Below are 12,724 nucleotides of genomic sequence, written 5' to 3' on the forward strand. Positions count from 1 at the left end.
CTAGTCGTCCTCCGGTCCGACGAGACGCGTCCGGGCGGAGAGCAGTTCCAGTTCGGGACGTCCCGCGACCAGCCTTTCGCAGCCGGCCAGGACGTCCCTGACATGTGCCGCATCGGCGGAGACCGCGGCGACACCGATCAACGCGCGCCGGTGCAGGTCCTGATGACCCGCTTCGGACGCGGCGACCTCGAAGCGCTTGCGCAGTTCGGCCACGACGGGCCGCACCACCGAACGCTTCTCCTTCAACGAATGGACGTCACCGAGCAACACGTCCAGTTCCAGAGCACCCACGTACATGCGCAAGATCCTCCAGAAGAAAGGGGTGCGGAGCCACCGGTTAAACGGCTCCGCACCCCTCACCCACCGACTAGGCGCGCGGCTTCTCGCGCATCTCGAAGGTCTCGATGACGTCTTCCAGCTTGAGGTCGCTGTAGTTGCCGAGCGTGAGACCACACTCGAAACCTTCGCGGACCTCGGTGGCGTCGTCCTTGAACCGCTTGAGCGAGCTGATCGGGAGGTTCTCCGCGATCACCTTGCCGTCACGGAGCAGGCGAGCACGCGCGTTGCGGCGGATCTCGCCCGACAGGACCATGCAACCCGCGATCGTGCCGACCTTGGAGGACTTGAAGACGTCGCGGACCTCGGCGCGGCCGAGCTGGACCTCTTCGTACTCCGGCTTGAGGAGACCCTTGAGGGCCGCCTCGATCTCGTCGATCGCCTGGTAGATGACCGTGTAGTACCGGACGTCCACGCCCTCGCGGTTCGCGAGCTCGGTCGCCTTGCCCTCGGCCCGGACGTTGAAGCCCAGGACGATGGCGTTACCGGCCACGGCGAGGTTGATGTCGCCCTCGGTGATGCCACCGACACCGCGGTGGATCACGCGCAGCTCGACGTCGTCGCCGACCTCGATCTTCATGAGCGCGTCCTCGAGGGCCTCGACGGTACCCGAGTTGTCACCCTTGATGATCAAGGTGAGTGCTGAAGTCTCCTTCAGCGCTGCGTCCAGGTCCTCCAGGCTGACGCGCTTGCGCTTCGCCGCGTTGGCGGCGTTGCGGGTGCGGGCCTGACGACGCTCGGCGATCTGGCGGGCCACCCGGTCCTCGTCGACGACGAGGAACGAGTCGCCGGCGCGCGGCACCGAGGTCAGACCGATGACCTGCACCGGACGCGACGGGGTCGCGACGGTGACGTCATCGCCGTGCTCGTCGACCATGCGGCGCACGCGACCGTACGCGTCACCCGCGACGATCGAGGAGCCGACGCGGAGCGAACCGCGCTGGACCAGGACCGTGGCGACCGGACCGCGACCGCGGTCGAGGTGCGCCTCGATCGCGACACCCTGGGCCTCCATGTCCGGGTTGGCCCGGAGGTCCAGCGAAGCGTCGGCGGTCAACAGGATGGCCTCGAGGAGGCTGTCGATGTTGATGCCCTGCTTCGCCGAGATGTCGACGAACATCGTGTCGCCGCCGTACTCCTCTGCGACGAGGCCGTACTCCGTCAGCTGCTGACGGATCTTGGAGGGGTTCGCACCCTCCTTGTCGATCTTGTTGACCGCGACCACGATCGGCGCCTGAGCGGCCTGCGCGTGGTTGATGGCCTCGACCGTCTGCGGCATGACGCCGTCGTCGGCGGCGACGACGATGACCGCGATGTCGGTCGCGTTCGCACCACGAGCACGCATGGCGGTGAACGCCTCGTGACCCGGGGTGTCGATGAAGGTGATGAGCCGCGGGTTGCCCTCGAGCTCGGTCTGCACCTGGTAGGCACCGATGTGCTGGGTGATGCCACCGGCCTCGCCCTCGTGCACCTTCGCCTTGCGGATGGTGTCGAGCAGGCGGGTCTTGCCGTGGTCGACGTGACCCATGACGGTCACGACCGGCGGGCGGACCTGCAGGTCGTCCTCGTCACCGGCGTCCTCGCCGTAGGTGATGTCGAACGTCTCGAGCAGCTCGCGGTCCTCCTCCTCGGGGGACACGACCTGCACGACGTAGTTCATCTCGGTGCCGAGCAGCTCCAAGATCTCGTCGGACACCGACTGGGTCGCCGTGACCATCTCGCCCAGGTGGAAGAGCACCTGCACGAGCGACGCCGGGTTGGCGTTGATCTTGTCGGCGAAGTCGGTCAGCGAAGCGCCGCGCGGCAGGCGGATCGTCTCGCCACTGCCCTTGGGCAGGCGGACGCCACCGACCGAAGGCGCCTGCATGTTGTCCATGTACTCCTGGCGCTTCTGGCGCTTGGACTTGCGTCCACGACGCGCAGGACCACCCGGACGACCGAAGGCACCAGCGGTACCGCCGCGACCAGCGCCGCCGCCACCACCGGGACGACCGCGGAAACCGCCGCCACCGGCAGGGGCACCGCCACCTGCGCCGCCGCCACCACCGGGACGGAAACCGCCGCCGCCGCCACCGCCGCCACCGGGACGGAAGCCACCGCCGCCGCCACCGCCGCCACCGGGACGGAAGCCGCCGCCGCCACCGGCGCCACCGCCGCCTCCGCGGAAGCCGCCGCCACCGCCGCCGCCCCCACCGGGACGACCGCCGCCACCGCCGCCACCACCGGGACGGCCACCGCCGCCACCAGGGCCGGGCCGGTTACCGGCCGGACGGTTGCCGGGCATCATGCCGGGGTTCGGCCGCGGGGGCATGTTGCCCGGGTTCGGGCGAGGACCGCCCTGACCGGGGCCACCGGGACGAGGACCACCCTGGCCGGGACCACCGGGACGGCCGCCACCCTGCGCTGCCGCAGGACGCGGGCCACCCTGGCCCGGCGCGCCGCTGGGGCGCGGGTTGGCCGGACGCGGGTCGCCGGGCTTCGGGCCGCCCGCGGGGCGGTCGCCGCCCTGCTCGGGCCGCGGGCCGGGACGAGGTCCGGGACGCGGCGACGGAGCGTTGCCGCCACCGACGCCGAAGGGGTTGTTGCCAGGACGCGGGGAGCGCGGGCCAGCGGGCTTGGCGCCCTGCGTGCGCGGCGGGACCACGGACTGGGACTGCTGACCACCGGCGGCCGCGGCGGGAGCCTGCGGCTGCTGGGGCTGCTGCTGCGGAGCCGGGCGCGGGCCCGGACGCGGTCCGCCACCCGGCTTGGTGCCGGGAGCCGGGGCGGCCTTGGGCTCTGCCGGAGCCGACGCGGCGGGTGCCGGTGCGGCGGCCGGAGCCTGGGGCTGGGCAGCGGGTGCCGGTGCGGGCGCCGCGGGGGCTGCCGGGGCCTGCGCGGCAGGAGCTGCCGGGGCGGGCTTCGGAGCCGGCGGGCGCGGGCCAGGAGCGGCCGGACGGGGTCCGGGCATGCCCTTGGGCGCAGCGGGCTTGTCGGCCGCAGGCTTCGACTCCGCCGGGGCGGAGGGCGCTGCTGCGGCAGCGGGTGCGGGTGCCTTGGGCTTCGGAGCGGACGGCTTGGGAGCCGGCTTCGAAGACTTGGCTTCGTAGGCGTCACGGAGCCGCCGGGCCACGGGGGCCTCGACGGTGGACGACGCGGACTTCACGTACTCGCCCTGTTCGGCGAGCTTGTTCAGGACTTCCTTGCTCGTAACACCAAACTCTTTTGCGAGCTCGTGCACGCGGGCCTTGCCTGCCACTGCTCTCCTAGGTCGTGAGGCCGGCGGGCAAGTCCCATCGACCTCGTCTTAACGTCGCGCGTTCATGTCTTCAGCTTCACGGCTGACTCATGACGGGTCGACCTGCTTCCTTGATGCTTGTTGGCCGCGGGGCTGTCCCGAGGCCAAGTTCCCTTGCTGCCGCTCCACGTGCTCGCGCAGCGAAGCGACGTCGAGTGCTCCCTGGACCTTGAGGGCCCGCGAGAACGCCCGTCGCCGCTCGGCGTTGCGGAGACATTCGAGATCGAAATGCAACCAAGCACCTCGACCAGGAAGCCGCCGATGAACGTCCGGAACCACCGAACCGTCCACCGCGACCACACGCAGCAGCTCAGACGGCAACGTCCGGGTACGGCATCCGATACACGTACGAACAGGGCCGATGTGCTGGGAAACCGATCCCGACGTTGAACCGTTGATAATTCTATCCCCTGGAGCTCATTCAGCCGAACCGGATGTGACCGCACCGGCCGCGGGAGCCTCCGCGTCACTGCGGATGTCGATGCGCCAGCCCGTCAGACGGGCGGCCAGGCGGGCGTTCTGCCCCTCCTTGCCGATCGCCAGCGAGAGCTGGAAGTCCGGCACCACGACACGCGCCGTCTTGGCACGCTCGTCGAGCACCCGCACCGACACAACCTTCGCTGGTGACAAAGCATTCCCGACGAAAGTGGCGGGGTCGTCCGAGTGGTCGATGATGTCGATCTTCTCGCCACCGAGCTCGTGCATGACGTTGCGCACACGGGCACCCATCGGGCCGATGCAGGCGCCCTTGGCGTTGACTCCGGCAACCGTTGATTTCACCGCGATCTTCGAACGGTGACCTGCCTCACGTGCCACCGCGGGGATCTCCACGGTGCCGTCCGCGATCTCCGGGACCTCGAGGGCGAACAGCCGCCGCACGAGGTTCGGGTGGGTGCGCGAGAGGGCGATCTGCGGCCCGCGGGCGCCGCGGGAGACGCTCACGACGTAGCACTTGATGCGCTCGCCGTGGTTGTACTGCTCGCCCGGCACCTGCTCGGCCGGCGGCAGCACCCCCTCGGTGTCGCCCACCTGGACGACGACCATGCCGCGGGCGTTCGCACGGGCGTCGCGCTGGACGACTCCCGCGATGATCTCGCCCTCCTTGGCCGCGAACTCGCCGAACGTGCGCTCGTGCTCCGCGTCGCGCAGGCGCTGCAGGATGACCTGGCGCGCCGTGGTGGCCGCGATGCGGCCGAAGCCTTCGGGAGTGTCGTCCCACTCCTCCTGGACCGAGCCGTCCGGACCCAGGTCCTGCGCGAGCACGCGCACGACGCCGGACTTGCGGTCGATCTCCACGCGCGAGTGCGTGGCGTGTCCTTCGGTGTGCTTGTAGGCGGTCAGCAGTGCTGACTCGATCGCCTCCAGGACCGTCTCGAAGGGGATGTCCTTCTCACGTTCGATCGCCCTCAGGGCGGCGATGTCGACGTTCACCTCGGCTCCTCCTCCGGTGTCTTCCGAGTGAGCCGAGCCAGTTCCTCGACCGGCGGCTGCTTGAACTCGATCTCCATGACCGCGCGTTCGACGTGTCGGTACTCCACGCGCCGCAGCTCGCCCTGGTGCAGCAGCTCGACCCCGGTCTCGTCGCACTCGCCGACCCGGCCGAACCACTCGGCCTTCTCCGGCTGCTTGATCTTCACGAGACGCAGGTGCGCACGCTTCCAGTGGCGCGGACGGGTGAGCGGGCGGTCGACACCCGGCGAGGTGACCTCGAGGGTGTACGGCCCGTTGATGATGTGGTCGTGCTCGTCGAGCGCGGCGGAGACAACGCGGCTCGCCTCGGCGACCTCGTCGAGCCCGATGCCGTCCTCACCGTCCACGACGACCTTGACCAGACGGCGGCGCCCAGCCTGATTCACGTCGAGCGCGTCGAGGTCGAAGCCGGCGGCTTCGAGAGCTTCCCGCACAACGGGTGCAAGCTGCGCGGAAAGCTCTCCGCGCGGCGGGCTGGACACGTGGTGTCTCCTTCAGTTCGAACGCATGAAAACCCCGGCCGACGCTGTTTCCGGCGGCCGTGGACGACCAGACTATCTCGTTCGCCCGGCTCCCACCGACCCGCACGGCTGCTGGCAACATGGGCCGCGTGATCTCCGAATCGGTCAGCCGCCGCCGGGTGCTGTTCGCGGTGGCAGCCGCACCGCTCGCCGTCGCGTGCACCGCAGAACCCCCGCCGCCACCGCCACCGGACCCGCTGTCGGCCCTCGCCGCGCAGGCGCGTGCGGACGCCAAGCTGGCCCAGGGACTGACGGCGGTGCCCGCCGCGGCGGAGATCGCGAAGGCCCGTGAGACGCACGCCTCACTGCTGCAGGCCGAGGTCGACCGGGAACGCCCGCCGCTGTCGTCCACGGCACCGCCCGCCCCCACCTCACCGCCCACGCCACCGGACCCGCTGGCGGCGCTGCGGACCGCGCTCGACGAGGCCGTCCGCGAGGCCTCGGCCGTCGTCGCCTCGCTGCCCGCCCACCGCGCCGGCCTCGTCGGCTCGGTGGCCGCGGGCTGCGCCTCGCTGCGGGAGGTGCTCGCGTGAACGTGGACGCCGTCCAGACCGCGCTCGGCACCGAGCACGCGGCGTTGTGGACCTACGGCATGGTGGCGGCGTTCCTGGGCGGCGAGCAGGCGGCCGCCGTCGCGGAGGGCGCGAACCTGCACCGGGCCCGCCGGGACACGACCGAGCGGTGGCTGCGCGACCACACCGCCACGCCGAACCCCCCTGCGGCCGCGTACCTGCCGCCGGCGCCGGTGTCCGACGGGCCTTCCGCGCTCGCCGCGCTGGTCGCCGTCGAGCAGGACACGTGCGCCGCGTGGCGAGGTGTTCTCGAGCGGACCGACGACTCTGGGCTGCGCACGTCGGCGCTGGAGGCGTTGACGACCGCGGCCGTGCGGGCGACCCGGTGGCGCAAGGCCGCCGGCACGACCCCGGCATCGATCACGATGCCGGGTGTCGCGTCGGGCTAGTTCCCGAAGGAGGACGCGAGCCTGATCGCGTCGTTGGAGACCTTCTTCATCTCCTTGTTGTGCGCGAGCGCGTCGGCGCCCCTGGTCGGCGAGTCGGACTCGACGATCACGACCAGCTGGTCGCGCTGCTCGGAGGCGTAGCCGCCGTTGGCCAGCGTGGTCAGCGGCGGCACGCTGATGGCCTTGTCCAGCACCAGGTCCTTGACGTTGCCGGTGCCGTCCTTCTGGGTCAGCTCCCGCAGTTGCCGGGCCTCGTCGGTCGACTTCATCTTCACCACGGACACCGACGAGTAGACGGTGCTGCCGTTCGGCAACTTGGCCGTGTAGAAGGCCCGCGTGAGCTGGACGCACGGCGTGGTCTTGAAGAACGCCTGCGTCTGGCTCGTGGCGTGGGCGGCGCAGTCGCTGTCCTTCACCGGTTCCGGCAACTCCGGCACGGTGGTGAACTCGTACTCCCCCGCGGTCTTCTGCGGTTTCGCGACCTGCTGGTCGACGGGGTCCGACGGCTGCAGCACCCACCACACGAACCCCGACACCACCGCGACGCCGACGAGCGCCAGCGCCTTGCCCACCCAGGTCGTCTTGCTCCGGGCGGCAGGCGGCGGCGGGGGCAGGGGCTGCCCCGGGCGGTTGTCCATGATCGACTGCAGCTTCATCAGCTCGTCGGCCGGGTACAACGGCGCGGTGTCGGTGGGCCTCGGTGGGAAGCGAGGCAGGTTCTGGGTCACCTCTTCAGGTGACTGGCGTGGTTCCGACACAAGGACCCACGGTAACGGACGGCAGTCAGGTGAGCGCTTCGAGCACCCGATCAACGTCCTCGATCGTGTTGTACATGTGACATGCATACCGCGTGCGACCAGCGCGGACCGAGGAAACGACACCTTCCGCGGGCGGCGCGCCGACTGAGACGATCGCCGAGCCGTTGGGCGGCAGGCCCAGTCCGATGAGGAGGCGATCCGTCAGGCTCACGCAATGCGCGCGCACGGCATCGAGGTCCAAAGAGGCCACCCACGGGAGCGCGACCGCCGCACCGACGTGTGAGAACCACGTCGGCGAGAGGTCGAACCGCCGTGCGTCCGGACGGAGCACCAAGTCGGTGCCGTAGTTCTCGCCCGTGCTGTACCAGTTGGCCGCCAACGGCTTGAGGGACTCCATCCGGTCCGGCCGCACCGCCATCCAGGCCGCGCCGCGCGGCGCCATCAGCCACTTGTAGGCCACGCCGACGACGAAATCGGCCCACGCCAACGACAACGGCATCCACCCGGCGGCCTGCGACACGTCGAACAGAACCGGTTTGCCGGACGCCCTGAGCGCGTCGAGGTCCGCGATCGTCCCGTCGGCGCTCTGGACCACGCTCAGTGCGACGAGATCCGCCTCGTCCACTGTGGACACGATCTCGTGCCCGGCGGCGACGAACGGCAGGGTGACGCTCGTGAAGTCGCCGGGGTCCGCGAAGACCTTGGACCCGGCCGGGAGCGACTGCGCCACCAGCGACACGAACTGCGACACCGTGGCGCCACAGGCCACCGACGCCGCGGGCACCCCCACCAGCCGCCCGAACGCCTCGCGGGAGGTCTCCACGACCTCGTTGAACGTGGACGACGTGTCCTCGCCGCGCCGCCACCGCTCGTGCGACGCCATCACCGCGTCGGCGACGTGCCGCGGCGGCACCCCGATGGACGCCGTGTTCAGGTAACCCGGCTGGACGTCGAAAACCGCTCCGAAGGCCTCACGCATGCGCGAGCTGCTTGTCGCGCTTGCGGCGCGCGTAGACCTGCTTCTTCACCCGTGCGATCACGGTCCCATCCTGCCCGACGACGTCCGTGTCGAACCAGATCAAAGCCTTCTCGCTGCCCCTGGTCCGCTCCAGCACCTGCTCGACGTGCTCGTCGGTCAGCCGGAACTCCGCGGTCACGGTGCCGCGGCCGGGGGCGACGAACTCGATCTCGCCGGCCCGGTCCCACACCACGTGCTCACCCTTGAGCTGGTTGAACAGCAACAACACCCAGAACGGGTCGGTCATCGCGAACAGCGAGCCGCCGAAGTGGGTGCCGAAGAAGTTGCGGTTCCACGGGCGCAGACGCATCCGCACACGCGCGTACCGGTAGTCCGCGGAGATCTCCTCGACGCGGATGCCGGCGAACAGGAACGGCGGCCACAGGTTCATCCCGAAGCGCAGGCGGCTTGCCTTCATAAAAAACAGTGTTACACAACTCTCCCCAGACTGGCCGCAACTTCCTCCGGCGAAGGCGTGTGACGTATCTCCCGGGCTATCTGACCAGCGGCTTCGCGGTACGACGAGTCCGCGAACAGCTGCCGCACGCCGTCCGCGATCAGCCCGGCGCTGAACGCGGACGGCCGCAGCGCCGCGCCGGCGGACACGAGCGCGTCGGCGTTGCCGAACTGGTCGGCCCCCTGCGGCAGCACCACCTGGGGCACCCCGGCGGCGAGAGCGCCCAGCATCGTGCCGCTTCCTCCGTGGTGCACGGCGACGTCCGCGTACCGGAGCACCTCCGCCTGGGGCAGCCACGGGTACACCGCCACGTTCGGCGGCAGTCTGGCGAGCTCCACGTGCGGCGCGGCCACGACCACCTGCGCCTCGGTGAGCTTGCCGAGCCCCACCACCGCCTCGGCGAGCAGCTCCCGCGTGCCGAACGCCGTGCCGAGCGTGAGGTAGATCAGCTTCCCGGCGGTGCGCACCGGCACGTCACCGGGCGGCGAGAACGGCACGGGCCGCAGCGGGATCCGGTCCTCGCGCAGGAAGGCGGGGTCCTGCAGCGAGGGCGGGCAGATGTCGAGGTGCCGCCCGCCGGTGGGCCGCACGAGGCCGATGCCGTCGGGGAACATCCGCCCGAACCCGTGCCACAGCGCGGGAAACCCGCGGCGGCGTGCCTCGGAGAAGACCTCCGGCACCGCCCACTCGCCGATCACGAGGTCGGGCAGCAGCCGCTCCAGCTCCTGCGCGATGTCCTCGGCGTAGATCTCCCCGAACACCAGCCCCGGCCGGAACGGCCGCAGCCCGAGCTTCCCGAGCACCGGGTGCATCTCCTCGCCGACCGCGAAGTGCACCTCGTGCCCCGCCTTGTGCATCGCCTGCGCCAACGGGATCAACGGGTACGTGTGGCCGACGGTGGCCATGCTGGCGAAGAGCACGCGCATGCCCGTGACGATACTGATCTCCCATGGGAACCCAGCGCGAGAAGATGATCAACGGCGAGCCCTACCTGCCGGCGGACCCCGAGCTGGACGCGGACCGGCGCCGCGGCTGGCGCGAGATGGCCCGGTTCAACGCGCACGACCCCGAGGACCTCGACGGGATGTACGCGATCCTCAAGGGGTTCGTCGCGGAGATCGGCGAGAACTCGACGTTCATGCAGCGGCTGCAGATCGAGTACGGCTACAACACGCGCGTCGGTGCGCACAGCTTCATGAACTACGGCGGCGTCATCCTCGACTGCGGCCCGGTGACCATCGGCGACCACGTGATGATGGGCCCGAACGTGCAGCTGCTGACCGCGTTGCACCCGATCGAGGACCACGACGCGCGCATCGCGGGCTGGGAGACGACCGCGCCGATCGTCATCGGCGACAAGGTGTGGTTCGGCGGCGGCGTGATCGTGTGCCCCGGCGTGACCATCGGCAACAACACGGTCGTGGGCGCGGGCAGTGTCGTGACGCGTGATCTGCCTGCTCACGTGCTCGCGGTCGGCAACCCCGCACGGGTCGTTCGTAAGATCTGAGGTCATGCGCAGCGAGGAGATCCAGATCCGCACCGGCTCCGACGAGGTCGTCCACGACCTGACGCGGGAGTGTGAGCGTTTCCTCGACAGCGAGGACGGCGACGGCCTGTTGCACGTGTGGGTGCCCCACGCGACGGCGGGCGTCGCCATCATCGAGACGGGCGCGGGCAGTGACGACGACCTGCTGACCGCGTTGGAGCGCATCCTGCCCCGCGACGTGAAGTGGCGGCACCGGCACGGCACCCCTGGCCACGGCCGTGACCACGTGATGCCCGCACTGGTGCCGCCTTACGCGACGATCCCGGTTCTAGGCGGTGTGCTGACGCTCGGCACGTGGCAGTCCATCTGCCTCGTCGACACCAACGTCGACAATCCCGTCCGCACGGTCCGTCTGAGCTTTCTTGCCGGCTAGTTCGGCTTTCTTCACGGCTAGCAGCACGAGCCCCACGACCGCGATCCCGCCGAACACCCACCACTCGGTGCTCACGGACCCGTCGTACATGAGGCTGCGCAGGCCTTCCGCCGAGAACCGGAACGGCGTCCACGACCACAGGACCGCCCTGTAGACCGGGTTGAGCAGCTCCGGCACCTGACCCGCGACCGCCGGCGCCATCAGGTAGAGCAGGCCGAGGACGCCCATCGCGCGGATGCCGAGGCGCTGGAACAACCCGGCCTGCAGCAGTGCGAACGCCACGGCGACGGCGAGCAGGAACGCGAGCGCCGTCGCGTCGAACGTGACGCCCCACCAGGCCAGCAGTCCCACCGTCGAGCCGGTGATGAGCACGGCGGTGGTCAACGCCGAGAGCCATCTCAGCCTGCGGCCCTTCAACACCACGAACAGCAGTCCGGCGACCATTCCGCCGACCCACAGCAGCGCGCTCGCGGCGAGCGGCGCCGTGCGTTCGGCGGCGGACACCGCCTGGGTCTCGACCTTCACCGGCAGCCCTGCTCCCTGCGCGACGCCGGTCAGGACCTGCTGCGCGACCTGCGTGCCGGACGGGTTGACCGCGGGGTTCAGCCGGATCGTCGCCTGGCCGGGGGCAATCTCCAGAACCCCGTAGACCTCCTTGTCCCGCAACAGGGTCCGGGCCTCGTCCGCGGACACGACCCTGACGTCGACCTCGGCCGAGCCGGCTCCGGCGACCCGTTCGGCGATCGGCGGGGGTGCCACGACGGCGAGCGGGACGTCGTGCGGGTGCGCGGTCGCCTGCACGCCGAAGGTCAGCAGCCCCAGGAGGAACGCCACCACCGCACCTGCGACGGCGGTGACCAGTGCGGTGCGCATCATCTGCCTCCTCAGTTCATCAAGCGTTGAATTTAGCGAGGACGCTACGCCTCGCCGGCTCGTGAAGTCAACGCTTGATGAATTAACCCGCTGTCAGACCCACCAGGTACCGTTTCGCCCGTGACGTACCCAGGTGGCGGCGGACAGGGCGGCTGGAACGACCAGCAGGGCTGGGGCCAGCAGCAACAGGGTGACTACCAGAGCGGCGGCTACCCGACTGGTGGCTACCAGACGGGCGGCTACCCGCAGACCGGTGGCTACCCCCAGACCGGCGGTTTCCCGCAGCAGGGCGACTACGGGGACCAGGGTCAGTTCCCGCAGCAGGGCCACGGCGGGTACGGCGGTCTCGGCGTGTACGGCGGCTTCGACAACGAGCCGCCGAAGAAGAGCAACAAGACGCTCTGGCTGGTGCTCGGCGCCGTCGTACTGGTGCTGCTCGTCGGCGGCGGCCTCACGTGGTTCCTGATGTCCAACCGCGACAGCGGCACCACGGCGCAACCGGGCCCGTCCACCTCGTCCAGCACCTCCGCGCAACCGACCGACGCCGCGTGCCCGAAGAACGAGGGCGTGCAGTGCGTCGAGACGACGCTCGGCTACAACTACGAGGTTCCGAAGAACTGGGACATCATCGCCGACGCCAAGGTGCCGGTGGAGGGCATCCCGGGCATCTCGCTGTCCGGCATCACCACCTACGGCGACTACACCTGCGAGGGCAAGCCGTTCACCAAGGGCACCAACGGCGGCACGCTGCTCCCGAAGAGCGACATCAACAAGGCCGCCACCGACTTCACCAAGGCCCTCGCCACGCAGTACTACTCGTCGGGCGGCAACCCCGAGGTGACGACGACCGAGCCCAAGCCGGTGAAGATCCAGCACACCCAGAAGGACGGCAAGAAGGTCACCATCGACGGCGTGCAGATCGACGCCACCGTCACGCAGACCGGCAACAAGTGCCTGGCCAGCAAGGGCATGGTCAAGGTCGTCGTCCTCAACGGCAGCAACAAGCTGCACGTGCTGGCCATCAACGGCGACCTGGAGGGCGGCGGAGGCGGCACCACCCCGCCCCTGCCCAAGGAGTCCGACCTGCAGAAGATGGCCGACTCCCTGATCCCGACCTCGTAGGCCCTGCCCCGC

The 12,724-nt window shown here is 70.2% G+C and carries 15 protein-coding genes; 5 read left to right on the top strand and 10 right to left on the bottom strand.

Annotated features, from left to right (window positions below):
• From IE307_RS31145 to rimP, 5 genes are all read right to left on the bottom strand, one after another.
• Nucleotides 1-297: a DUF503 domain-containing protein gene (locus tag IE307_RS31145; RefSeq protein WP_191302959.1), complete on the bottom strand. Its 297-nt coding sequence runs from the start codon at nt 295-297 to the stop codon at nt 1-3.
• A gap of 70 nt (nt 298-367) precedes the next feature.
• On the bottom strand, nt 368-3,574 hold the full coding sequence (infB, locus tag IE307_RS31150; protein ID WP_191302960.1) for a translation initiation factor IF-2: 3,207 nt from the start codon (nt 3,572-3,574) through the stop codon (nt 368-370).
• An 87-nt stretch (nt 3,575-3,661) separates the two neighbouring features.
• A complete protein-coding gene (locus tag IE307_RS31155) occupies nt 3,662-3,913 on the bottom strand; it encodes a YlxR family protein (protein ID WP_373306056.1) in 252 nt (83 codons plus the stop codon).
• 117 nt (nt 3,914-4,030) lie between these two features.
• Nucleotides 4,031-5,044: a transcription termination factor NusA gene (nusA, locus tag IE307_RS31160; RefSeq protein ID WP_191302961.1), complete on the bottom strand. Its 1,014-nt coding sequence runs from the start codon at nt 5,042-5,044 to the stop codon at nt 4,031-4,033.
• Complete coding sequence (rimP, locus tag IE307_RS31165) at nt 5,041-5,565, bottom strand: ribosome maturation factor RimP (RefSeq protein WP_191302962.1); 525 nt, start codon at nt 5,563-5,565, stop codon at nt 5,041-5,043. Before rimP ends, nusA begins: the two co-directional genes overlap by 4 nt.
• 59 nt (nt 5,566-5,624) lie before the next feature.
• On the opposite strand from rimP, the gene IE307_RS31170 reads away from it, so the two are divergent.
• Both IE307_RS31170 and IE307_RS31175 read left to right on the top strand, forming a co-directional pair.
• Complete coding sequence (locus IE307_RS31170; protein ID WP_229905237.1) at nt 5,625-6,137, top strand: hypothetical protein; 513 nt, start codon at nt 5,625-5,627, stop codon at nt 6,135-6,137.
• Nucleotides 6,134-6,565, top strand: a complete 432-nt coding sequence (locus tag IE307_RS31175) for a ferritin-like domain-containing protein (protein ID WP_229905238.1) — start codon at nt 6,134-6,136, stop codon at nt 6,563-6,565. Before IE307_RS31170 ends, IE307_RS31175 begins: the two co-directional genes overlap by 4 nt.
• On the opposite strand, the gene IE307_RS31180 is transcribed toward IE307_RS31175, so the two are convergent.
• Genes IE307_RS31180 through IE307_RS31195 form a run of 4 tightly spaced genes read right to left on the bottom strand, consistent with a single transcriptional unit; the run spans nt 6,562 to nt 9,724 of the window.
• Nucleotides 6,562-7,293 carry a hypothetical protein gene (locus IE307_RS31180; RefSeq protein ID WP_191302963.1) on the bottom strand — a complete coding sequence of 244 codons (732 nt, stop codon included), beginning with the start codon at nt 7,291-7,293 and terminating at the stop codon, nt 6,562-6,564. The two genes, IE307_RS31175 and IE307_RS31180, sit on opposite strands and share 4 nt — an antisense overlap.
• 55 nt (nt 7,294-7,348) lie before the next feature.
• Nucleotides 7,349-8,302: an aminotransferase class V-fold PLP-dependent enzyme gene (locus IE307_RS31185; protein WP_191302964.1), complete on the bottom strand. Its 954-nt coding sequence runs from the start codon at nt 8,300-8,302 to the stop codon at nt 7,349-7,351.
• Nucleotides 8,295-8,759: a DUF4442 domain-containing protein gene (locus tag IE307_RS31190; RefSeq protein WP_191302965.1), complete on the bottom strand. Its 465-nt coding sequence runs from the start codon at nt 8,757-8,759 to the stop codon at nt 8,295-8,297. Before IE307_RS31190 ends, IE307_RS31185 begins: the two co-directional genes overlap by 8 nt.
• 11 nt (nt 8,760-8,770) lie before the next feature.
• Entirely contained in the window at nt 8,771-9,724 is a 954-nt protein-coding gene (locus IE307_RS31195; protein WP_191302966.1) for a glycosyltransferase, read from the bottom strand.
• A 23-nt stretch (nt 9,725-9,747) separates the two neighbouring features.
• Between IE307_RS31195 and IE307_RS31200 the strand changes: the two genes are divergently transcribed.
• Together IE307_RS31200 and IE307_RS31205 are read left to right on the top strand one after the other, a co-directional pair.
• Entirely contained in the window at nt 9,748-10,305 is a 558-nt protein-coding gene (locus IE307_RS31200; protein ID WP_191302967.1) for a sugar O-acetyltransferase, read from the top strand.
• 4 nt (nt 10,306-10,309) lie between these two features.
• Entirely contained in the window at nt 10,310-10,717 is a 408-nt protein-coding gene (locus IE307_RS31205) for a YjbQ family protein (RefSeq protein ID WP_191302968.1), read from the top strand.
• Here the strand turns inward: IE307_RS31205 and IE307_RS31210 are convergent.
• Entirely contained in the window at nt 10,613-11,590 is a 978-nt protein-coding gene (locus IE307_RS31210; protein WP_229905239.1) for a YhgE/Pip domain-containing protein, read from the bottom strand. The two genes, IE307_RS31205 and IE307_RS31210, sit on opposite strands and share 105 nt — an antisense overlap.
• A 120-nt stretch (nt 11,591-11,710) precedes the next feature.
• On the opposite strand from IE307_RS31210, the gene IE307_RS31215 reads away from it, so the two are divergent.
• Nucleotides 11,711-12,712: a DUF8017 domain-containing protein gene (locus IE307_RS31215; protein ID WP_191302970.1), complete on the top strand. Its 1,002-nt coding sequence runs from the start codon at nt 11,711-11,713 to the stop codon at nt 12,710-12,712.
• Nucleotides 12,713-12,724: the final 12 nt, after the last annotated feature.

The organism is Lentzea cavernae (genome assembly GCF_014653695.1).
Lineage (GTDB): Bacteria > Actinomycetota > Actinomycetes > Mycobacteriales > Pseudonocardiaceae > Lentzea > Lentzea cavernae.